The 22,838-nt window shown below is 76.2% G+C and carries 11 protein-coding genes and 1 pseudogene; 6 read left to right on the forward strand and 6 right to left on the reverse strand.

The features are described from left to right. Positions 1 to 91: 91 nt before the first annotated feature. From IE219_RS29175 to IE219_RS29185, 3 genes and pseudogenes are all read left to right on the forward strand, one after another. A pseudogene (locus tag IE219_RS29175) lies at positions 92 to 5,503 on the forward strand (SDR family NAD(P)-dependent oxidoreductase); the annotation flags it as partial. Further along, positions 5,503 to 12,060, forward strand: a complete 6,558-nt coding sequence (locus IE219_RS29180; protein ID WP_444545653.1) for a type I polyketide synthase — start codon at positions 5,503 to 5,505, stop codon at positions 12,058 to 12,060. The pseudogene IE219_RS29175 and the gene IE219_RS29180, both read left to right, overlap by 1 nt. Positions 12,061 to 12,178: 118 nt before the next feature. Next, positions 12,179 to 12,949, forward strand: coding sequence for an SDR family NAD(P)-dependent oxidoreductase (locus IE219_RS29185; protein ID WP_189982935.1), 771 nt, complete (start codon positions 12,179 to 12,181; stop codon positions 12,947 to 12,949). A gap of 79 nt (positions 12,950 to 13,028) precedes the next feature. On the opposite strand, the gene IE219_RS29190 is transcribed toward IE219_RS29185, so the two are convergent. Beyond that, positions 13,029 to 13,943 (reverse strand): ScbA/BarX family gamma-butyrolactone biosynthesis protein, encoded by a 915-nt coding sequence (locus IE219_RS29190; protein WP_189982936.1) that lies wholly within the window; start codon positions 13,941 to 13,943, stop codon positions 13,029 to 13,031. Between the two features lie 113 nt (positions 13,944 to 14,056). Between IE219_RS29190 and IE219_RS29195 the strand changes: the two genes are divergently transcribed. Continuing rightward, positions 14,057 to 14,743 carry a ScbR family autoregulator-binding transcription factor gene (locus tag IE219_RS29195; protein ID WP_229850154.1) on the forward strand — a complete coding sequence of 229 codons (687 nt, stop codon included), beginning with the start codon at positions 14,057 to 14,059 and terminating at the stop codon, positions 14,741 to 14,743. A gap of 44 nt (positions 14,744 to 14,787) precedes the next feature. Here the strand turns inward: IE219_RS29195 and IE219_RS29200 are convergent, their stop codons facing one another. Next, the gene (locus IE219_RS29200) at positions 14,788 to 15,666 is read right to left on the reverse strand and encodes an AfsR/SARP family transcriptional regulator (RefSeq protein WP_189982937.1); all 879 of its coding nucleotides are present in this window, start codon (positions 15,664 to 15,666) and stop codon (positions 14,788 to 14,790) included. Positions 15,667 to 15,853: 187 nt separating this feature from the next. Next, positions 15,854 to 16,318 (reverse strand): SRPBCC family protein, encoded by a 465-nt coding sequence (locus tag IE219_RS29205; protein WP_189982938.1) that lies wholly within the window; start codon positions 16,316 to 16,318, stop codon positions 15,854 to 15,856. Between the two features lie 239 nt (positions 16,319 to 16,557). On the opposite strand from IE219_RS29205, the gene IE219_RS29210 reads away from it, so the two are divergent. After that, positions 16,558 to 17,994: a hypothetical protein gene (locus IE219_RS29210; protein WP_189982939.1), complete on the forward strand. Its 1,437-nt coding sequence runs from the start codon at positions 16,558 to 16,560 to the stop codon at positions 17,992 to 17,994. Between the two features lie 25 nt (positions 17,995 to 18,019). After that, positions 18,020 to 18,625 (forward strand): YwqG family protein, encoded by a 606-nt coding sequence (locus IE219_RS29215; RefSeq protein ID WP_189982941.1) that lies wholly within the window; start codon positions 18,020 to 18,022, stop codon positions 18,623 to 18,625. A 17-nt stretch (positions 18,626 to 18,642) separates the two neighbouring features. Here the strand turns inward: IE219_RS29215 and IE219_RS29220 are convergent, their stop codons facing one another. The 3 genes from IE219_RS29220 to IE219_RS29230 form a co-directional block, all read right to left on the reverse strand. After that, entirely contained in the window at positions 18,643 to 19,554 is a 912-nt protein-coding gene (locus tag IE219_RS29220; protein WP_229850157.1) for a phosphatase domain-containing protein, read from the reverse strand. Positions 19,555 to 19,556: 2 nt separating this feature from the next. Beyond that, complete coding sequence (locus IE219_RS29225) at positions 19,557 to 20,774, reverse strand: T4 RnlA family RNA ligase (protein ID WP_189982943.1); 1,218 nt, start codon at positions 20,772 to 20,774, stop codon at positions 19,557 to 19,559. A 63-nt stretch (positions 20,775 to 20,837) separates the two neighbouring features. Continuing rightward, positions 20,838 to 22,835, reverse strand: a complete 1,998-nt coding sequence (locus IE219_RS29230) for an ATP-binding protein (RefSeq protein ID WP_189982945.1) — start codon at positions 22,833 to 22,835, stop codon at positions 20,838 to 20,840. Between the last annotated feature and the right edge of the window lie 3 nt (positions 22,836 to 22,838).

Below are 22,838 nucleotides of genomic sequence, written 5' to 3' on the forward strand. Positions count from 1 at the left end.
CCGACCCCCGGCGCGGCACCACCCCCACGCCCCACGCCCGACGCACACACCACCACCCGGGAGCTGAATTCACGTGGCTGACGAGGTACAACTCCGCGAATACCTCAAGAGGGCCATCGCCGACGCCCGAGACGCCCGCAAGCGTCTCCGCGAGGTCGAGGACAAGGAGCAGGAGCCGATCGCGATCGTCTCCATGGCCTGCCGCTACCCCGGCGGCGTCGCCTCCCCCGAGGACCTGTGGCGCCTGGTGGCCGACGGCGTCGACGCCGTCTCCGACTTCCCCACCGACCGGGGCTGGGACCTGGAGCACCTCTACGACCCCGACCCCGAGAAGACCGGCACCTCCTACTCCCGCGAGGGCGGCTTCCTCTACGACGCCGACCTCTTCGACCCGGAGCTCTTCGGCATGTCCCCCCGCGAGGCCCTCGCCGCCGACCCGCAGCAGCGCCTCCTCCTGGAGACCGCCTGGGAGACCTTCGAACGCGCCGGCATCGACCCCGTCTCCCTCAAGGGCACCCGCACGGGCGTCTTCACCGGCGTCATGTACAACGACTACGGCTCCCGCCCCCACCTCCCCCCGGAGGGCTTCGAGGGCTACCTCTTCAGCGGCAGCGCGGGCTCCATCGCCTCCGGCCGCGTCGCCTACACGTACGGCCTCGAAGGGCCCGCCGTCACCGTCGACACGGCCTGCTCGTCCTCCCTCGTCGCCCTTCACCTCGCCGCCAACGCCCTGCGGCGCGGCGAGTGCGAACTCGCCCTCGCGGGCGGCGTCACCGTCATGTCCACCCCCGTCGCCTTCGTCGAGTTCTCCCGCCTGCGGGGCCTCGCCGCCGACGGCCGCAGCAAGTCCTTCTCCGCCGACGCCGACGGCACCGGCTGGGCCGAGGGCGTCGGCCTCCTCCTCCTGGAGAAGCTGTCCGACGCCCGCCGCCACGGCCACCGGGTCCTCGCCGTCGTCCGCGGCTCGGCCGTCAACCAGGACGGCGCCTCCAACGGGCTGACCGCCCCCAACGGCCCCGCGCAGGAACGCGTCATCCGCCAGGCCCTGGCGAGCGCCGGCCTCACCCCCGCCGACATCGACGCCGTCGAGGCGCACGGCACCGGCACCCGCCTCGGCGACCCCATCGAGGCCCAGGCCCTCTTCGCCACCTACGGCCAGGACCGGCCCGGCGACCGCCCCCTCCACCTCGGCTCCCTCAAGTCGAACATCGCCCACGCCCAGGCCGCCGCCGGTGTCGGCGGCATCATCAAGATGATCCAGGCCATGGAGCACGAGGTGCTGCCCCGCACCCTCCACGCGGACCGGCCCACCACCCACGTCGACTGGGACGCGGGCGCCATCGCCCTCCTCCACGAGGCCAGGCCCTGGCCCAGGACCGCCACCCCGCGCCGCGCCGCCGTCTCCTCCTTCGGCTTCGGCGGCACCAACGCCCACGTCATCATCGAGGAGCCCCTGCCCGCACCGGCGGAACCGGAGGAGACCCCCGGGAGCACGGACGGGCCGACCGCCCTGCCCGTCGTCCCGTGGACCGTCTCCGGCAAGACCGCCGACGCCCTGCGCGACCAGGCCCGCCGCCTCTACGCCCGCCTCACGGCGGACCTTGGCGTCTCCCCCCTGGACGTCGGCTTCTCCCTGGCGACCGGTCGCGCCTCGCTGGACCACCGGGCGGTGGTGACGGGCCGCGACCGGGCCGAACTCCTCGCCGGGGTCCGCGCCCTGGCCGAGGGCGGTACGGCCCCGGGCCTGGTCCACGGCGAGCGCGCGGGCGGCCGGCTCGGCTTCCTCTTCACCGGCCAGGGCGCCCAGCGCGCCGGAATGGCCCGTGAACTGCACGCCTCGTTCCCGGTGTTCGCGTCGGCCTTCGACGAGATCGCGGATCTCCTGGACGCGGGTCTGGGCGGTTCGGTGCGCGAAGTGATCGCGTCGGGGGAGGGGCTGGACGAGACCGGCTGGACGCAGCCCGCGCTGTTCGCGGTCGAGGTCGCGCTCTTCCGGCTGGTGGAGTCCTGGGGCGTGAAGCCGGACTTCGTCGCCGGGCACTCCATCGGCGAGCTCGCCGCCGCGCACGTCGCCGGGGTCTTCTCGCTCCAGGACGCGGTCCGCCTGGTGGTGGCGCGGGCGCGGCTGATGCAGGCGCTGCCGGAGGGCGGTGCGATGGTCGCCGTACAGGCCACCGAGGAGGAGGTGATCCCCCTGCTCGACGGTGCCGTCTCGGTCGCCGCCGTCAACGGCCCCGCCTCCGTGGTCCTCTCCGGTGAGGAGACGGCCGTCCTCGCGGCGGCCGGGAAGCTGGCGGAGCTGGGTCGCAAGACCAAGCGCCTGTCGGTCAGCCACGCCTTCCACTCGCCTCTGATGGACCCGATGCTGGCGGAGTTCACGGCCGTCGCCTCCGAACTCACGTACACGGCACCGGACATCGCGGTCGTCTCCACCCTCACCGGCCGGCTCGCGACCGGTGACGACCTGCGCACGGCCGCCTACTGGGCCGACCAGGTGCGGGGCACCGTCCGCTTCGCCGACGCCGTGGACACCCTGGCCGCCGAGGGCGTCACCTCGTACCTGGAGATCGGCCCCGACGGCGTCCTCTCCGCCCTCACCGAGGGCGCCGTGCCCGCCCTGCGCCGGGGCCGCGACGAGGCGGGCACCCTCCTCCTGGCGGTCGGATCGCTGTACGCGCGCGGCGTCCCCGTCCGCTGGGAGGCGCTGTACGAGGGGACCGGCGCCCGCCGCGTCCCGCTGCCCACGTACGCCTTCCAGCGCCGCCGGTACTGGCTCGAACCCCGCCCCGCCGCCGAGCCCTTCGGCGCCGGAGCCCCCACCACCGGGCACCCGGTCCTCGGCTCGCCCGTCACCGTGGCCGGGTTCAACCAGATCCTCTTCACGAGCCGGCTCTCCCTGCGCAGCCACCCGTGGCTCGCCGACCACGTCGTCCTCGGCTCGCCCGTGCTGCCCGCCTCCGCCCTCGTCGAACTAGCCATCCACGCGGGCGACCTGATTGGGCATCCGGCCCTCGACGAGCTCAACCTCCAGGTGCCGCTGGTCCTCCCCGAGGAGGGCAACATCCAGCTCCAGGTCAGGGCCGGCACCCCGGACGACAGCGGACGCCACTGCCTGTGCCTCTACTCCCGCCCCGACGACTTCGACGCGCCGTGGACCATGCACGCCGAGGGCTGGTACCTCACCGAGGAGCCCGAGGCCGTGACCGTCCCGGCCTGGGACGAGGACGCCGAGGACCGCACCACCGAGATCCGGCTCCCCGAAGGACTGCGGACCGACGCGGGCCGGTACGGGCTCCACCCCGTGCTGCTCCAGGCGGCCCTGCCGACCCGGCCCGTCGACCCCGAGGCGGGCACGGTCCCGGTGCCGGCCGACTGGTACGGCGTACGGCTCCACGCGACCGGTGCGACCGCCGTCCGGGCGCGGGTCACGGAGATCGACGCCGACTCCTTCTCGCTCCAACTGGCCGACGCCGAGGGTGACCTCGTCGTCTCGGTCGACTCCATCGTCTTCCGTGACGTGCCCAACGAGCAGTTCCGGGCCGCCGTCGGCGGCGACAGCACCGGCCGCGAGTCGCTGTTCCACCTGGACTGGACGCCCGCCGTCCTTCCGGACCCCGCCCCCGGCCCGCGCACGACGGCCGTCCTCGACCCGGACGGCACGGGCGGCACGGGCGAGGCGCGGTACCCGACCCCGGCGGCCGTCGCCGACGCCCTCGCGTCCGGCGCCCTCGCCCCCGGCACCGACGCGGTCCTGCTGCCGTGGCCCCCGGCCCGTACCGGCACCGACCGGGTCACCGCCGTCCACGACGCCACCCACAAGGCCCTCGGGGTCGTACGGGAGTGGCTGGCGGACGAGCGGCTGGAGGGGGTCCGGCTGGCCGTGGCGACCTCGGGCGCGGTCGCGACGGAGGAGAAGGAGGACGTGACCGACCTCGCGGGCGCGGCCGTCTGGGGCCTGCTCCGCTCGGCCCAGTCCGAGCACCCCGGCCGCCTGGTCCTCCTCGACACCGACACGACGGACCCCGAGGCGCTGTCCGGCGTCCTCGCCTCCGGCGAACCGCAGGCCGCCCTCCGCGACGGCAGGATCCTCCTGCCCCGCCTGCGCCGCGTCCCCGCCACCGCCCCCGGCAGGGCCCCGGCCTGGAAGAAGGACGGCACCGTCCTCGTCACCGGCGGCACCGGCACCCTGGGCGCCGAGATCGCCCGCCACCTCGTCGCGGAGCACGGCGCCTCCCGGCTCCTGCTCCTCACCCGCAGCGGCGGCGAGGCCGCGCACGTCCGGCCGCTCCTCGACGACCTGCGCGGCATCGGCGCCCACGTCACCCTCGCCGCCGTCGACGTCGCCGACCGCGCCGCGCTCGCCGAGGCCATCGCCGCGATCCCGGCCGAGCACCCGCTGACCGCCGTCGTGCACACCGCCGGCGTCCTCGACAACGGCCTGCTCCCCGCCCTCACCGGCGACCGGCTCGACGCCGTGCTGCGGCCCAAGGCCGACGCCGCCTGGCACCTCCACGAACTGACCAGGGACATGCCCCTCGACGCGTTCGTGCTGTTCTCCTCCACCGTCGGCGTCCTCGGCGGCCCCGGCCAGGCCAACTACGCCGCCGCCAACCACTTCCTGGACGGCCTCGCCGCCCACCGGCACGCCCACGGCCTGCCCGCGACCTCCATCGCCTGGGGCCTGTGGCAGCTCGGCGGCATCAACGCCCACCTCTCCGAGGCCGACCTCAACCGCTTCGCCCGCGACGGCTTCCGGCCGATCGCCCGCGTCGAGGGCCTCTCCCTCTTCGACCGCGCCACCGCCGACGGCCGGGCCGCGCTCGTCGCCACCCCGGTCGGCGTCTCCGCCCTCCGCGCCCAGACCCGCGTCCCCGCCCTCCTGACCGAACTCGCCGCCCCGTCCGGCCGCCGCGTCGCCGCCGGACCCGCCGAGACGGCCCCCGGCACGGCCGCCGACCCGGCCGCCGCGCTCACCGCCCGCCTGACCGGCCTGAGCGAGGTCGAGCAGGAGCAGCTCCTGCTCACCCTCGTCCGGACCGAGGTGGCCGCCGTCCTCGCCCGCACCGACGCCGGGGCCATCGCCCCGGACCGCGCCTTCCAGGACCTGGGCTTCGACTCGCTCACCGCCGTCGACCTGCGCAACCGGCTCACCACCGCCACCGGCACCCGGCTCCCCGCCACCCTCGTCTTCGACCACCCCACCCCGGCGGCCCTCGTCGCCCTCCTGCGCGAACGCCTCGTCCCGCGGGCCCCCGACGCCCGCCGCGCCCTCCTCGACGAACTCGACGCCATGGAAGGGAAGCTGGCCTCCCTCACCGGGGACGACGAGGACCGCTCGGCGCTCTCCGGACGCCTCCGCGCCCTCCTCGCCCGCGTCGAGGGGACGGGAGGAGCGGCGGCCGGCCGGCCGGACACGGCCGCCGACGCCGCCGCCGAGGCGATCGAGGCGGCCTCCGTCGACGAACTCCTCAGCCTCATCGACGGCGAACTCGGCCGCCCCTGATCCCCCTTCACGGCCCCACCCCGCACCCCGCCCCCGCCCCGTCGCCCGCCTTCCGCCCTTCGCCCGAGGAGAGCACGCACCCGATGTCCAGCCCGTCGAACGAAGAGAAACTCGTCGAGTACCTGAAGCGGGTCACCGTCGACCTGCAGAAGGCGAACCGCAGGATCGCCGAACTGGAGGCGGCCGAACCCGACCCCGTCGCCGTCGTCGGCATGGCCTGCCGCTTCCCCGGCGGCGTCGCCTCCGCCGACGACCTGTGGCGGCTCGTCGCGAACGGCACCGACGCCATCACCGACTTCCCCACCGACCGGGGCTGGGACCTGGACCGACTCTACGACCCCGACCCGGACCGCCCCGGCACCTCGTACACCCGCCGGGCGGGCTTCCTCCACGACGCGGCCCTCTTCGACGCCGGCTTCTTCGGCATCTCGCCCCGCGAGGCCCTCGCCATGGACCCGCAGCAGCGCCTCCTCCTGGAGACCTCCTGGGAGGCGCTGGAGCAGGCCGGCATAGACCCGGAGACCCTGCGCGGCAGCCGCACCGGCGTCTTCGCGGGCATCATCGAGCAGAGCTACCTGGGCCTCGACGGGCCCGAGGAGTTCGAGGGCTACCTGCTGACCAGCAAGCTGAGCAGCGTCGCCTCCGGCCGCATCGCCTACAGCCTCGGCCTCGAAGGCCCGGCGGTCTCCGTCGACACCGCCTGCTCGTCCTCCCTCGTCGCCCTCCACCTCGCCGTCCAGTCGCTGCGCTCCGGCGAATCCGACCTCGCGCTCGCGGGCGGCGTCACGGTGACCGCGACCCCCGGCGGCTTCGTCGACTTCTCCCGGCAGAGCGGCCTCGCCCCCGACGGCCGGATCAAGTCCTTCTCCGCCGACGCCGACGGCACCTCGTGGTCCGAGGGCGTCGGCATGCTTCTGGTCGAGCGGCTCTCCGACGCCCGCCGCCACGGCCACCGGGTCCTCGCCGTCGTCCGGGGCACCGCCGTCAACCAGGACGGCGCCTCCAACGGCCTGACCGCCCCCAACGGCCCGTCGCAGGAGCGCGTCATCCGCCAGGCCCTCGCCGACGCCCGCCTCACCCCCGTCGACGTCGACGCCGTCGAGGCGCACGGCACCGGCACCCGCCTGGGCGACCCCATCGAGGCGCAGGCCCTGCTCGCCACCTACGGCCAGGACCGGCCCGCGGACCGGCCGCTCCACCTCGGCTCCCTCAAGTCGAACCTCGGGCACACGGTCGCCGCCGCCGGTGTCGGCGGCGTCATCAAGATGATCCAGGCCATGGAACGGGGCGTCCTGCCCCGCACCCTGCACGTGGAGCGGCCCACCCCGATGGCCGACTGGGACTCCGGCGCCGTCTCCCTCCTCACCGAGGCCCGCGCCTGGCCGGAGACCGGGCGCGAGCGCCGCGCCGCCGTCTCCGCCTTCGGCGTCAGCGGCACCAACGCCCACGTCATCCTCGAACAGCCGCCCGCGCAGGACCCGGCGGCCCCCGAACCGGCCCCGGACGCGCCCCCGATGCCCGTGGTGCCCTGGCTGCTGTCGGCCAGGACGGCGGACGCCCTGCGCGCCCAGGCCCGCCGCCTCCACGACCACCTCACCGCCGATCCCGCCCTCTCCGCCCGGGACGTCGGTTTCTCCCTGGCGACCGGCCGCGCCTCGCTGGACCACCGGGCGGTGGTGACGGGCCGCGACCGGGCCGAACTCCTCGCCGGGGTCGCGGCCCTGGCCGACGGCGGTACGGCCCCGGGGCTCACCCACGGCGAGCGCGCGGGCGGCCGGCTCGGCTTCCTCTTCACCGGCCAGGGCGCGCAGCGCACCGGCATGGCCCGTGAACTGCACGCCTCCTTCCCGGTGTTTGCCACCGCCTTCGACGAGATCACCGCCCTCCTCGACGCGCACCTGGACGGTTCGGTCCAGGACGTCATCGCCTCGGGGGAGGGGCTGGACGAGACCGGCTGGACGCAGCCCGCGCTGTTCGCCGTCGAGGTCGCGCTCTTCCGGCTGGTCGAATCCTGGGGCGTGCGCCCGGACTTCGTCGCCGGGCACTCCATCGGCGAGCTCGCCGCCGCACATGTCGCCGGGGTGCTCTCCCTGGAGGACGCCGTACGCCTCGTGGCGGCCCGCGCGACGCTGATGCAGGCGCTGCCGGAGGGCGGCGCGATGGTCGCCGTACAGGCCACCGAGGAGGAGGTCCTTCCCCTGCTCGACGGCGCCGTCTCGGTCGCCGCCGTCAACGGACCCGCCTCCGTGGTCCTCTCCGGCGACGAGACCGCCGTCCTCGCGGTGGCCGGGAAGCTCGCGGAGCAGGGCCGTAAGACCAAGCGGCTCTCGGTCAGTCACGCCTTCCACTCGCCGCTGATGGACCCGATGCTGGCGGAGTTCACGGCCCGCGCCTCCGAACTCACCTACGCGGCCCCCCGTATCCCGGTCGTCTCCACCCTCACCGGCAAGGTCGCCACCGGCGACGACCTGCGCACCGCCCAGTACTGGGCCGACCAGGTCCGGGGCACCGTCCGCTTCGCCGACGCCGTCGAGACCCTGGCCGCCCAGGGCGTCACCGCCGCCCTGGAGATCGGCCCCGACGGCGTCCTGTCCGCCCTCGCGGCCGACCTCGTCCCCACCGCCGTCCCCCTGCTGCGCCGCGACCGGCCCGAGGCGCCGACCGCCGTCGCCGCCGTCGGCCGGCTCCACCAGCACGGCGTACCCGTCGACTGGCGGGCCCTCTTCCCCACCGGCAGCACCCGCGTCGACCTCCCCACCTACGCCTTCCAGCGGGAGCGGTACTGGGTCCAGGCCGCGCCCGCCTCGGCCGGGGCCGCCGGACTCGGGCTCCGGCCCACCGGGCACCCGCTGCTCGGCGCGGCCGTCGCCCTCGCGGGCACCGACCGGACCGTCTTCACCGCCACCTTCTCGCCCCGCACCCACCCGTGGCTCGCCGACCACACCGCCGGGGGCTCGGCGGCGCTGCCCCCGGCCGCGCTCGTCGAACTCGTGATCAGGGCCGGGGACGAGAGCGGCACGGCCGTCCTCGACGAACTGGTCCTGGACGCGCCCGCGCTCCTCGCCCCCGGCGGCGCCCACCAGCTCCAGGTCGCCGTGGACGCCGCCGACGGCACCGGCCGCCGCCCCTTCACCGTGCACGGCCGCCCCGACGACCCCGACGCCCCCTGGACCGCGCACGCCCACGGCACCCTGAGCGCGGCGACGGGCACCCCGGCCGGGGCCGACCCGGCCGCCTGGCCGCCCGCCGGGGCCGAGGAGATCGACCCCGGCACCCTGGCGGGGGGACTCGCCGCGTCCGGCCTCGCGCACGGCCCCGCCTTCCAGGGGCCCACCGCCGTGTGGCGCCGGGGCGACGAACTGTTCGCCGAGGTCGCGCTGCCCCCGGCCGCGACCGCCGGCCCCGGCACGGCCTCCGACGGCTTCACGCTCCACCCCGCCCTCCTCGACGCGGCCGTACGCCCCCTGACCGCGGCCGTACGGGAGGACGGCGCCCCGCTCGCCGGCCACTGGCACGGCGTACGGCTCCACGCGACCGGCGCCACCGCCCTCCGCGTCCGCATCGCCCCGGCCGCCCCCGGCACGTCCCGCGTCGAGCTGACCGACACCACCGGCCGGCCGGTCGCCACCGTCGACGGCCTCGCGGTGCGGGCGGTCGCCGGGGACGCGCTCGCCCGCGCCGCCGCCCGCCTCGACGACGAGCTGTTCCACGTCGCCTGGACACCGCTGGCCACGACGGGGGAGACCCCCGGGGACGCCCCGGCCCCCGCCGTGCTCGGCGCGGGCGGCGACTTCGCGGACCCCGCCGAGGCGGCCGACGCGGTCGCCTCGGGCCGTACCCTCCCCCTCGTCCTCCTGCGCGTCGCACCGGAACCGGCGGGCTCGCTGCCCGGCTCCGTCCACGCCACGACGGAGAAGGCCCTCGGGGTCGTACGGGAGTGGCTGGCGGACGAGCGGCTGGAGGGGGTCCGGCTGGCCGTGGCCACCTCGGGCGCGGTGGCCGCCGCGGACGGGGAGGACGTGACGGACCTCGCGGGCGCGGCGGTCTGGGGCCTGCTCCGCTCGGCCCAGTCCGAGCACCCCGGCCGCCTGGTCCTCCTCGACACCGACACGACGGACCTCCAGGCGCTGTCCGGCGTCCTCGCCTCCGGGGAGCCGCAGGCCGCCCTCCGCGACGGCAGGATCCTCCTGCCCCGGCTGCGCCGAATTTCCGCCGCCCCCGGCCGTGACCCGGTGTGGAACCCCGACGGCACGGTCCTGATCACCGGCGGCACGGGCAGCCTCGGCGCCCTCTTCGCCCGCCACCTCGTGACCGCGCACGGCGTCCGCCACCTCCTCCTGACCAGCCGCGGCGGCCCCGCCGCCCCCGGCGCCCGGGAACTGGCCGCCGAACTCACCGCCCTCGGCGCCCGCGTCACCGTCGCCGCCTGCGACACCGCCGACCACACCGCGCTCGCCGGCCTCCTCGCCACCGTCCCCGCCGACCTGCCGCTCACCGGCGTCGTGCACGCCGCAGGCGTCCTCGACGACGGCCTCCTCGCCACGCTCACCCCCGACCGGCTCCACGCCGTGCTGCGGCCCAAGGCCGACGCCGCCTGGCACCTGCACCAGCTCACCCGGCACAGCACGGACCTGACGGCCTTCGTCCTCTTCTCCTCCGTCGCCGCCGTCGTCGGCGGCCCCGGCCAGGCCAACTACGCCGCCGCCAACCACTTCCTGGACGGCCTCGCCGCCCACCGGCACGCCCACGGCCTCCCGGCGACCTCCGTCGCCTGGGGCCTGTGGGAGCAGACCGGCGGCATGAGCGGCCACCTCGGCGAGGCCGACCTCGGGCGCATCGCGCGCAGCGGCTTCCTGCCGGTCGCGCAGGACCGGGGGCCCGCGCTCCTCGACCGGGCGCTCGCGCTCGGCCGGCCGGACCTCGTCGCCACCCCGATGGACCTCGGCGTCCTGCGCGAACGGCCCGACCGGATCCCCGCCGTGCTCACCGCCCTGGCGCCCGCGCCCGTCCGCCGCGCGGCGGACGGCGGCGGCCCGGAGGAGGAGGGCTCCCCGGCCGACCTGGTCGCGGGCCTCGACGGGCCCGCGCGCGAACGGGCCGTCCTCGACGCGGTCCTGGCCCGGATCGCGGCCGTCCTCGGCCACGCCGACACCCGGGGCATCGGCGCCGACCAGCCGCTGACCAAACTCGGCTTCGACTCGCTGACCTCCGTCGAGCTCCGCAACCGGCTGAGCGCCCTGGCCGGCGCCAAGCTGCCCGCGACGCTCGTCTTCGACCACCCGACCCCGGCCGCGCTCGCCGCCTTCGTCTCCGCCCGGCTGCCCGGCGGGACCGGCGCCGAGGACGGCCCGGAGGCCGCCGCCGTGGACTTCGCGGCGGAGGCGGTCCTCCCGGACGACATCCGCCCGGCGGCCGTCTCCGTCCCCGCCGGCACCGCCGCCGCGCCGCGCCGCGTCCTGCTCACCGGGGCCACCGGCTTCCTCGGCGCCTTCCTGCTGCGGGACCTGATGCGGACCACCACGGCGACGGTCCACTGCCTGGTCCGGGGCGCCGACGAGGCCGAGGCCCTGAAGCGGCTGCGGGCCAACATGGAGTGGTACCGGCTGTGGGACGAGGTCGACGAGAGCCGCCTCTCCCTCGTCCTCGGCGACCTTGCCGAGGAGCGGCTCGGCCTCACCGAGGAGCGGTTCGACGAGCTGGCGCGGGAGGTGGACGTCGTCTACCACAACGGCGCCCGCGTCCACTGGCTCCAGCCGTACACCGCGCTGCGCGACGCCAACGTCCGGGGCACGCGCGAGGTGCTGCGCCTGGCGGCCCGGCACCGCACCGCCCCCGTCCACCACGTGTCGACGGTCGGAGTCTTCGACGGCGTCCGGGAGGAGGGCGTGCCGCTGCGCACCACCGACCCCACCGGCCCCGCCGAGGCGCTCCCCAGCGGCTACCTCCAGAGCAAGTGGGTCGCCGAGCAGCTCATCGGCGCCGCGCGCGAGCGGGGCCTGCCGGTCTCCGTCTACCGGGTGGACGTGATCTCCGGCGACACCCGCACCGGGGCCTGCCAGACCCGCGACTTCGTGTGGCTGAGCCTGAAGGGCATCCTCCAGTCCGGTGCCGTCCCGGCGGACACCGAGGGCCGGTTCCACCTCCTGCCCGTCGACTACGTCAGCGCCGCCATCACCACCCTGTCGCGGCGCCCGGACGCCGCCGGCCGCACCTTCCACCTCTTCAACCGCAGCTCCCTCGGCCTCGGCCGGTGCGTCGCCCACCTGCGGGAGGCCGGCTACGACCTGGCCGAGCTGGGCTGGGAGGAGTGGAGCGAGAAGGTCGCCGGGGACCCGGGGAACGCGCTCCGGCCACTGCTGCACGCCTTCGAGATGATGACCTCGGACACCGACGGCTTCTATCCGCCGATCGACACCTCCGAGACCCTCGCCGCCCTCGCGGGGACCGGCGTCGACTGCCCGCCCCTGACCGCCGAACTCTTCGCGCGTTACGTGGAGTTCTTCGTGGAGGTGGGCCACTTCCCGCCGGCTCCGGGCCGCGTGCCGGCGGGCGGGTGACCGGAGGTCCGGGGCGGGTCTCTTCAACTCCCGCCCCGGACCGCCGACTTGACACATCCTTTACCCCCTTTGCCTCCGGAACACCGGACCCTGGCGTTCCGCTGACACCATCGGCGCCATGGTCGATTCGGACGGATTACTTCGGGGCAAGGTCGTGCTGATCACGGGGGCGAGCAGCGGCATCGGCGCCGCCGCCGCCCGCGTCTTCGCGGGGGAGGGGGCGGCGGTCGTCCTCGCGGCCCGCCGCGAGGCGCGGCTCGCCGCCCTCGTGGCGGAACTGACGGACAAGGGCCACCCGGCCTCGGCGGTGCTGTGCGACGTGACGCGGGCCGAGGACGCCCGGCGCGCGGTCGCCCACGCGCTGCGCCACCACGGCAGGCTCGACGGGGCCTTCAACAACGCGGGCCGGGGAGGCGACCTGACGCCCCTCCACGAGATGGACGACGACGTCTACGACGCCATCCTCGACACCAACGTGCGGGGGCTGTGGAACTGCCTGCGCGCCGAGATCGCCGCCATGCTCCCCACGGGCGGCGGCGCCATCGTCAACAACAGCAGCGTGGGCGGGCTCGTGGCCATCCCCACCGCCGCCCCGTACGTCGCCTCCAAGCACGCCGTCGTCGGCTTCACCCGGGCCGCCGCCGACGAGTACGCGGGCCGGGGCGTCCGGGTCAACGCGGTGGCGCCCGGCTCCACGCTCAGCGAGATCACCGCCGACTGGTACGCGCGCAACCCCGGCCTCCAGGACCGGATCCACGCCTCCGTCCCGCAGGGCCGCACCGCCGCGCCGGAGGAGGTCGCCGAGGCCGCGGCCTGGCTGCTCAGCGACCGCTCCTCGTACGTCACCGGCACCGTCCTGCCGGTGGACGGGGGGTACGTCAACCGCTGAGGACGCGCGGCAGAGGGGGTGGTGCCCCGGTCCGGCCGGACCGGGGCACCACCCCCTTCGCGCGCTCCCGCGCCGGTGGCTACGCCGGCCGGCGCAGGTCCATGGCGACGGAGAAGGCGCGCCTGCCGTGCTGCGTGCCGGTGATCTCGACGTGGGACGGGCCCTCGTCGGAGGCGGCGACGACGGCCGCGTCGATCCAGCACGGCGCGTCGAACTCGACGTACCGGTCGAAGGTGCACATCAGGCGGACGGGGTGCCGGTCCGGTCCGGCGGTCGCGTGCAGGGCCTGGTGGGCCGCCTCGACCAGGGCCAGGCCGGGCACGTGGTCGACCCGGTGGTCGTACAGCGCGAGGTTCGACGTGTCCACGCGCAGCTGCCAGCGGTCCGGCCGGCCGGACGGGGCCAGGACGACCTCCTCCTCGCGGACGCGGCCCACGGTGCGCGGCGCCAGCGGCGCGGGCGGCGCGGCCTCCCCCCACGGGGCGTCGGCGTACGGGCCGCGCAGCCGGCGGTAGGTCGCCGGGGCTATCCAGCTGAAGGACAGCCGGGCCTCGGCGACCGGCCGGCCCTCGGACAGGATCGACTGCTCCAGCCGTAAGGAGCGCGGCCCGGCGCGCTTGACCGTCACAAGAATGAACAGGGTGTCCGGTTTGTTTCCGGAGCAATAAAAATCCTCGGAGACGCCGAAGTCCATGACTCCCAGCAGGGTCTGGTGCGACAGCGGCACCTCCGCCTCGGCGTGCCCGATGAGCAGGCCGCTCTGCCGCATCGTCTGGGCGAGCAGCAGCGGGACCGAGCCCCCGTACACCCCGGAGTCGGGCCAGCGCGCGCTCACGGAGTAGCGATCCCCGCCCAGCGGAGCCCAGTTGGTGAGCAGGACCGCCTCCGGGTCGTGCAGGTGCACGAGCTCTTTGGGGACGGTGCGGACGGGGCTCGCGGCCCGGTGGGCGACGGTGACGTCCCGTCGACGATCGGCGAGCAGTGCTTTGGACATGATCCCCCCTGGGGTCAGGCCGAGACTGGGTACCTGATTCCGGTGCGAGATAAGATACCGGCTAACCGGTCCTTTTCAAGGGACGGTTGGAGACCGCACGTATACAAAAAGGGGTGACTGTGGCACAGCAGGAACGCGCGATCCGGACCAGGCGGGTCATCCTGGAGGCCGCCGCCGCGATCTTCGACGAGCACGGCTACAAGTCGACGACCATCGCCGAGGTCCTCGCGCGGGCCGACGTGACCAAGGGCGCGCTCTACTTCCACTTCCCCTCCAAGGGGGACCTGGCGCGCGGCGTCCTGGAGGCCGCCGTGACCACCGACGGCGTCCGGCCGCAGGCCCTCAAGCTCCAGGAGGTGATCGACACCATGCTGCTGCTGGCCCACCGGCTGCCCCGCGAACCGATGCTCAGCGCGGCCCTGCGGATGGCCCTCGACCTCTCCGCGCGCCGTCAGTTCGGCACCGCCTGGCCCGAGTGGACCGAGCTGATCGCCGGCATGCTCGGCGACGCCAAGGGGCGCGGCGAGGTCCTGCCGCACGTCGACGTGGCGGACGCCGCCCGCATGATGGTCTGCGCCTGGACCGGCGTCCGCGTCGTCTCCGAGGCGCTCCCGGAGCAGCCCGAACTCTCCGGCGAGATCGCGCTCCTGCTCCAACTGCTCCTGCCGGCCGTCGCCGCCCCCACGGTCCTGCCCCGCCTGGAGGTCTCGGCCGCCCGCGCCGCCCACCTCTACGCCGACATGCCGGCCTGGCGGGCCGAGGCGGCGGAGGCTGCCGCGGCGTCCGGCCTGGTGCACTGACGCGCCCCGCCCGGCCGGGGGAGGGGCGGCGCCTTCGCGCGCCCTCATCCCAGCCGGGCGGACGGCCCGCGCCACGGCACCACCACGCCGTCCCCGTCGTCCCCGCGCCCCTCCGGGGGCTCCTCCGCGGCCATCACCGCGGCCATGCCCGGCGGCACGGCGGAGGCGGGCGGCATCCGGGGCGGACTCAGCACCCGCTGGTGCAGCCACTGCACGTCCGGCGAGGGTTCGAGCCCCAGCTCGTCCCGCAGGATGCGCCGCACCTCCCGGTAGGCGTCCAGCGCCTCCGCCCGCCGGCCCGCCTGGTGCAGGGCGGCGATCAACTGCCCGTGGAACCACTCGTTGAGCGGGTAGTCGTGCACCAGCGCCCGCAGTTCCGGTACGAGTTCACGCAGCCGCCCGAGCCGGGCCACCGCCTCCACCCGCAGCTCCAGTGCCCTGATCCGCAGCTCTTCCAGGTGGACCACCCGCCCGCCGAGGACACCCCCGGCCGGTACGTTGGCGAGCGCGGGGCCCCGCCACAGGGCGAGCGCCCGCCCGAGCGTCTCGGCCGCGGCCTCGCACCGCCCGGCCCGTAACTCGTCCCGGCCCCGGGCGACCAGCCGCTCGAACACCTTCACGTCGATCGCCGACTCGTCGACCCGCAGCAGGTATCCGCCGAACCGCGTGGTCAGCGGCGACTCACCGGCCTCGGGCCGGGGCAGCAGCCGGCGCGCGTGGTGCACGTAGGTCTGGACGGTGTTGAGCGCCGAGCGCGGCGGGTCGTGCGGCCACAGCTCCTGGATGCACGTATCGGGGGTCACCAGGTCGTTGGCGTGGACGAGCAGCAGCGCCAGGATCTGCGAGACCTTGGGCGTCCCGCCGGGCAGGACCTCCCCGTCGTCCCCGATGATCTGGAACGGCCCGATGAGTCTGAACCGCATCACGCATTCCCCTTCCCGGTCATGACGTGCCGAAGGGCCCGCCGGTGGAGGCCCGTGCGGCAAGCCCTCTCAAATGAAACCACACATCCGGTTTGTTTATGGTTCGCTGCGGAAGCATTCACCCCTGCCGGAAACCCTGCTCAACACCCCTGAAACAAGTGGGACATGAGCCACGGAAGTCACCCGCTCAGCGGGACGCCCCCACCCCCGCCCCCGTCCGCCGCTCGCGGACCGCGATCCGGGCCAGCTTCGTCAGCATCATGCCGTTGCGGACGGAGACGAGGTAGTCGACGGGAAGCCCGTGCATGCGGGTGCCGGGGCCCCGCAGCGGATGCCATTCGAGCAGGAAGAGGGTGTGCTCGCCCCACGGGACCAGGTTCATGGCGATCCGCGCCGCCCCGAAGGGGTCCGCCTTCGCCTCCAGTTCGAGCCGCCGCCCCGGCTCGCAGATCCGGACGACGCAGGTGTCGTCCAGGGTGAGCGGACCGACGCCCACCCGGACCCGGAGCCGGGCCCCCACCGCGGGCCAGTGCGGATCGGCGGCGATGACCCGCTGCGTCCCCGAGACCCACTCGCCGTAGCGGTGGCCGTCGGACAGCAGCTCCCACACCGTGGACGGCGGACTCAGGATCAGACGGCGATTGCGGGACACCGTACGAACGCCTCCTCGGCTCTCCACGGAAGACCGGACCCCGGGACCGGCCGGGCGACCGGGCACCCGAGAACGCCCCGGAGAACCCCCACCCGCCCCGACGCTAACCGCCCCACCCGCCCCACCCCGCCCACCACCCCGCGTGTCGGCCCGCCGTCCCCCGCCCGGAGGCGGCGAGGCGCGGTCGCACCCGCCTGAACGGGCCCATCGCCTTCGGGCACCTGTGCGACGATCGCCCCATGCCGCTCCCTCCTTCCCGCCCTCCTTCCCGCCCCTCCTCCGTCCTGGCGGCGCTGCTGGACCGCTCGGTGGCGCGGATGGCGGAGGCCGCGGCGGACGCCCGGTGGTACGACCGGGAGGCGATCCGCGCCGCCGCCGACATCTGGGACAACAACCTGCGCCCGCTGTTCTGGGCGGCGAGCACGTCCGACGCCGCCGAACGCGAGCGGCGGGCGACGGCCGTACTGGAGTGGATGGGCGGCTACAGCGACCGGCGACGCGCGTGGATGACCGAACAGGCCGCGCTCGCCGGACACGACGTCGGCCCGTTCCTCCCGCCGTTCCGGGACCTCCCCGGACGCGACCACCAGGGACACGTCATGGCGCCGCACCACCGGTTCGAGCCGTCGAGCACGGCCGGACTCGCCCTCGACTACGACCTGGAGACCGCGTCCGTGCGCCACTTCCAGGTGGAGCGGGCCGGCCCGCTCCTGACCGGATACCTCCAGCTCCGCGCCGACCGCCGGTTCCCCGTCGAGGACGACGGAGAACCCGCCCTGCTGAACGTGTGGCTGGACGGCGTCACGGAAGCCGTCTTCACCCTGGCCGACGCGCGGGGCGGCGTCGCCCTGGAGCCGGGAGCGGACGGGGTCGCGGTCCTCCTGGGCCCCGGCGGCCGGATCCGGGCCGCCCGCGGCGAGCACCGCCTCGACGACCGCTCCTGGCACCTGTCCGACGCCGGCCGCCGCGCGGACGCGGCCCGCCCGCCCCGCGTGCCGCGCCCGCTGCCCCGGCCGCCCGGCGAAGCCCCGGGGCCCGGCGCGGACACCGCCGCCGCCCTGCTGCGCTTCGCCATGCTGGAGCTCCGCTCGGTGCGGTACGCCGAGCAGGCGGACCGGGTCCCGGTGTCCGACCTGTGCCGGGCCTTCGCCGGAGCGGGCGGCGAGGTCCTGGCCGCAGGCGCCCGGGACGACTCCCGCCGCGAGGCGGCCTTCCTCGACCTGATCCGCGCCTGGGCCGAGCGGGGCGGTCCGCGCCTCGCCCGCTGGTTCGCGTCCGCGCTCGGCGACCGCCGGGACCTGCTCGGAGAACTCCCGGAGCGCGAACGGCCGGTGCCCTCCCTCGCCGACGCCCCGCCCCCGCCCGCCGCGCCCACCCGGGCGGTGCTCCTCCTGGCCGCCTGGACGGCCGCCCACACCCGCCACGGCAAGGAGCACCGGGCCCTCGCGCGGCTCCAGTTGGCCCTCCCGCCCCGCTCCGACGCGCCCCCCTCGGGGCCCTGGCGGATCAGTACCGGGGACGGCACCGCACCGGAGGTCTTCCGGCTCCGTACCGCCGCCTTCGACGGCCCCGGACCCCTCGTCAGGACCCGGACCGGCACCGCCCGCGCCTTCGACCTGCACGGGGGAGCCCTGCACGTCGGCGCCGAAGGCGGCTGGAGCGCGGCGGCGGACTGACCGGGGACTTGGCATGATGCCGGGTATGACGAAGGCGCAGCGCATCGCGGGTTTCCGCGCGACCGGCGGTTCGGGGACCGCCCCCACCACCCGGTTCGGCGGTCGGCCGGCGTGGCTGGCCGGGCCGCAGCGGCCGGTCAGTGCCGCGTGGGGCCGGCCGATGCGCTTCATCGGGCAGATCGCCCTGGGGCCCGTCCTCGGGCCGGTGGGCGAAGGACGGCTGGCGTACCTCTTCGTCACCCACGCCGACCACGGGGAGGACTTCTTCGACCCCGACGTCATCGACCCCGAGGGCGGCGAGAACGCGGTGATCGTGCAGCCGGGCGGCGCCCACGACGGGCCGGTCCTCCCGCTGACGGCCGGACCGACCCTCTACGACGGGACCGGCGCGCCCGCTGCCTACACCCCCGACCTCCGCCCCGCCGAGGAGACCGGCGACGGCGACCGGATCGGGGGGACGCCCTCCTTCTTCCAGGGCGACCCCCACCCGGGCGACGACTCCTGGCGGCTCCTGCTGCAACTGGACACGAACTGGACCCCGTTCCGCCTCCACCTCGGCGCCGCGCCGCGACTCTTCGCCTTCGTCTCCGCCGACGGCACCCGGGGCCGGCTCCTGGTCCAGGACTCCTGACCGGTCCGGCCCGCGGCTCAGAAGTCGCCGTAAGCGACCTGCCAGGTGGGCAGGCCCATGCGGCGCCATACCGCGACCACCCGGTCCCGGTCGTCGAGCGACACGCGGACCGCGTAGCGGGGCCGGACGTGGGCGTCGAACAGTTCGGCCTTGACGATGTCGTCGGAGCGGCCGTCCCCGGAGGCCCGCATCCACAGCTCGTCGTAGGGGACCTCGTACCGCTCCAGCCACTCCTCCGTCAGCGCCCGGTGGTCCTCGCTGCGGCCGGAGAGCAGCACGACGCGGTCCCCGTGGGCGCCGCGGAAGGCCCGCAGGGCGTCCCGGACCGGACCGTTGAGCAGGTCCAGGCCGCAGCGGGTGAAGTCGTACGGCCCCCGGTCGCCGCGCAGCGCCAGCGTGCCGTCGATGTCGCACAGCACGGCCGGCGGCAGCGCCGGATCGGGGACGTACGGGGTGACGCCGGGCCGGTCCGCGAGCCATGCGGCGGTCAGCCGCCAGCCGCCGCGCACCGCCTTGGCGTGCTTCTCGGCGAGGATGCGGATGATCTCCTCGCCCACCGGCCGCTCGCGGGCCGCGTCGCGGCGCAGGCACTCCTCGACCGGCACATCGGTGAAGTCGTGCACGACGAAGTCGGCCGCCCGGCCGGTCAGGGCCGCCTTCAGGCGCCGCGGGATGTGCGGGGTGAGGTGGGTGTTGTCGACGACGACGTCGAAGCCGTCGTCGACGGCGGCGCGCACGGCGGCGTCCTGGATGTCGAGCACCGTCCGCTCGTGGTCCCGCGAGCGGTCGCCGCCCGGCAGGTCGAGCATGGTGCGCAGGTCGTCGAGGTTGACGCGGCGCATCCGGCCCGCCGCCTCCGCCTGGAGGGCGCGGGCGGCGGTCGTCTTGCCGGAGGCCGGCAGTCCGGTCATCACGTGGACCACGGGCACGGTCAGTTCTCCTCGTCGGTGTTGAAGGGATCGGCGGTCTCGGGGCGCAGGCCGCGCCACACGAGCAGGTCGGTCGGGCGGCCGTCGAGCCGCAGGAACAGGGCGGAGCGCAGCACCGGGTCGGCCAGCTCCTTCACCGCGCGGGCGAAGGCGCCCCGGTCGGCGGCGAGCGGCGCGAGCCGTGCGTACGCCTCGTCGACGGCCCGCTCCCGGACGGTGAACTCCTCCTCCAGGCCCGCCACGACGGACCGCACCCAGGCGTCGAACTCGTCCGGCACCTGCTCCAGGAGGGCGTCCAGCGGCCGGCCGCCCCGCGCCCGGACCCCGCCGAGCTCCGCCATCGACAGGCCGAGGCCCTGCGCGAGGCGCTTGGCGGAGGTGCCGGCGAAGCGCTGGACGCCGTGCCCGCGCCAGATGTCCCGGGCGGTGATCCCGGTGAGGATCTTGTGCAGCCGCACGTACTCGGCGAGCTTGGCCTTGGCCCGTACACCGGACGCGAAGCGCAGCACGAAGCCCTCGGCGTCGGTGCCGGTGGCGGCCGAGCCGTCGGGCAGCGTGTTCGTCTCGGTCAGCTTGACGAGCGCTTCCAGCGGCATGGGCGGGTGCACGGTGACGACCGACCCGACGCCCTCCCACGCCGCCGCGGCCTCGCCGAGCCCGAGCTCCGCGCCGTCCGGGCCGAAGGCGGCGAGCAGGACCAGGTCCCGCCGGTCGCCGTAGTGCACGACGATCCGGTTCTCCGGGTAGACGATCTCCATCAGGTACGTCACCCCGGGCACCAGCCGCGCGGTGTCGGCGGCGTCCAGCCGGCGCTGCGCCCACGTCGCCTGGGTGCTGGTGAAGGAGCCCTTGGAGGCGACCCGCCAGCGGCCCTCGTAGTGGAAGACGAGACCGAGGCTCCCGTCGACCTTCTCGTACACCTCGAACGGCTCGTCGGGCAGCGCGGGCGCGTGCGGCAGCCGGGCCTCGTGCTCGGAGACGTTGAAGAACTTCGGCAGCGGGAGGGCCACGATCCGCCCGCTGCGGTCGTCGGCGACGAGGCCGCGGCAGCGGGTGGTGACACGGTTCCAGACGCCTTCGTACTGGCAGACGCGCGTGTACGTGTAGATCGACAGCGGCAGTTCGGGATGCGACGTGCGGGTCACATGCCCGGCTTCGAGCGCCGCGGCCAACTCCTGGGGCGGCAGCAGCGCGTCGAGCGTCAGGTACGCCTGGCTCATGGATTCCCTCCCGTGTGCGAGGAGGCCCATTCTTCTGTGCGGGCCGCCGCCCCGACCAGCGATTTAGCGCCCGCCCACGGCCCCCCGCACCGGCCCCCGGCCGCCGTGCGGCGCGGCGCCCGCCTCCCGCCCGGCCGGTGCGGGCACGGCCGCGTCCCGGCGGGCGCCGTGCCCCTCCGGCGGACCGGCGGGCTCCCGCAGCGCGGGCACCCGGTCCAGGTGCCGCAGCAGCCGGGCCAGGGCGGTGTGCGCCTGGGGCGCGTCGAGCCGGGCCTCCAGGTGCGCGAGGGCGCGCCGGACCCGGTACCGGGCGCGCCCGGTGCGCCCGGCCCGGTGGTCGGCGAGGACCAGGGCGTACTGCGCGAGGGCGGTGGCCCAGGTGTCGTGGCCCCCGGCGGGCTGGGCGAGGGCCCGGCGCGCGGTGCGGGCCGCCGCGGCGGGGGCGGTGCGGGTCTGGATGACGGCCAGGGCGGCGAGGCTGACCATGGGGCCGGGGCCGCCGGGGGAGTGCTCGGGGACGGTGTCGGCGGCCTGCCGGTAGAGCTCGGCGGCCGAGACCAGGTCGCGCCGCTTCCAGGCGAGCGTGCCGTGCGCGTGGGCGATCCGGCCGACGAGCGCGTCGTCGCCCGCGAGGACGGCCGCGGGCCAGGCGAGTTCCAGCAGGCAGCGGGCGGTGGCCGGGTCCGCGTCGGCGGCCAGCCAGCCGGCCAGCCACTGCCCCCGCGCGGTCAGCGCGCTGTCCGGGGGCAGCAGCGGGAGCAGGGCGAGGAGACGGGCGACGCCCTCCGCGCCCCGGTGGTGCGCCGCCCACCAGAACCAGAGGTGGAGGACGGTCTCCACGGCCGTCTCGGCGTGCACGGGGTGCCGTGCCGCGTGGTCGAGGAAACCGCCCAGGTCGTCGAGGCCGTCGCGGACGAGGCCCACGGCCTGCTGCTGGAGCCCGGTGTTCCACAGGGTCTCCGCGACGGCCGCCGTGCTCCGGCAGTGCCGGGCGTGCCGGGCCCGCGCCGCCGCGGACTCGCCGGCCGCCGCGAGCCGTTCGGCCCCGAAGTCCCGGGCGGCCCGGCCCATGAGGAGACGCGGCTCGCGGAGCGGCCTGGGGGGTGCGGCGGCGGGCGGCCCGGGGGCGCGCAGCACGCCGACCTCGGCCAGGGCGGCGAGTGCGCGCGGCACGTCGGCGGGGGCGAGGTCCGCCTCCTCGCAGACGAAGACCGCTGCCTGCTCGGTGAAGGAGCCGGTGAAGACGCTCAGGCGCCGCCAGACCGTGCGCACGACCGGATCGCACAGGGCGTGCACGGCGCCGATCGACGCCCGGACCGACCGGTGCCGCAGCAGGGGCGCGCCGGGCGCCGCCAGCCAGCACTGCCCGCCCCGCAGCCGGGTGGCGAGCCGGCCGGGCCCGAGCCGCTCCAGCTGCGCCGCGGCCAGTTCGAGCGCCAGCGGCACCCCCTCCACGAGCGCGCACACCCGGGCGGCCGTCGCCCGGTCCACCGCCCCGGCCAGGCCCCGCCGCTCCGCGAGCGCGCGGAACAGCTCGGCGGCGGGCGCCGGGGCCAGCGGCGGGAGCCGCAGCACGTGCTCGCCGCCGACGCCCAGCGGGCGGCGCGCCGTGACCAGCACCCGCAGGGCCGGTACGTCCGCGAGGAGCGCGCGGACCAGTCCGGCGCAGTCGGCGAGCACGGGGTCGACGTCGTCGAGGACGAGCAGCGGCGCGCCGCCGGGCAGGGCCCGCACGGCCGCCGCGAGTCCCGGGAGCGCGCCGCCGCCCGGTCCGCCGCCGGCCGCCGTGTCCAGCTCCCGGGCGATCCGGGTGGCCAGCGCCCGGGGACCGGCCGGGACGCCGTCGTGCCAGCGGACGCGCACCACGGTCCGGTGCGGCCCGCCGGGCGGCCCGACCGTCGCCTCCCGGCCCGTCGCCTCCCGGACCAGCCGGCTCTTGCCGACTCCGGCCGCGCCCGTCACGGTGACGAGCCGGTGCGTCGCCAGCGCCGTTCCCAGCGCGGCGAGTTCGCCGTCCCGCCCGATCAGGGCGCCCCCACCGACCTGGCCTGCTGCCCACACGTT

It is taken from the genome of Streptomyces termitum (assembly GCF_014650175.1).
GTDB lineage: Bacteria > Actinomycetota > Actinomycetes > Streptomycetales > Streptomycetaceae > Streptomyces > Streptomyces termitum.

Coding starts and splice junctions, on each gene's coding strand:
- IE219_RS29190 (WP_189982936.1), bottom strand. CDS start 13,943: ATGTCCAAAGCACTGCTCGCCGATCGTCGACGGGACGTCACCGTCGCC.
- IE219_RS29225 (WP_189982943.1), bottom strand. CDS start 20,774: ATGAGCCAGGCGTACCTGACGCTCGACGCGCTGCTGCCGCCCCAGGAG.
- IE219_RS29200 (WP_189982937.1), bottom strand. CDS start 15,666: ATGCGGTTCAGACTCATCGGGCCGTTCCAGATCATCGGGGACGACGGG.
- IE219_RS29185 (WP_189982935.1), top strand. CDS start 12,179: ATGGTCGATTCGGACGGATTACTTCGGGGCAAGGTCGTGCTGATCACG.
- IE219_RS29215 (WP_189982941.1), top strand. CDS start 18,020: ATGACGAAGGCGCAGCGCATCGCGGGTTTCCGCGCGACCGGCGGTTCG.
- IE219_RS29210 (WP_189982939.1), top strand. CDS start 16,558: ATGCCGCTCCCTCCTTCCCGCCCTCCTTCCCGCCCCTCCTCCGTCCTG.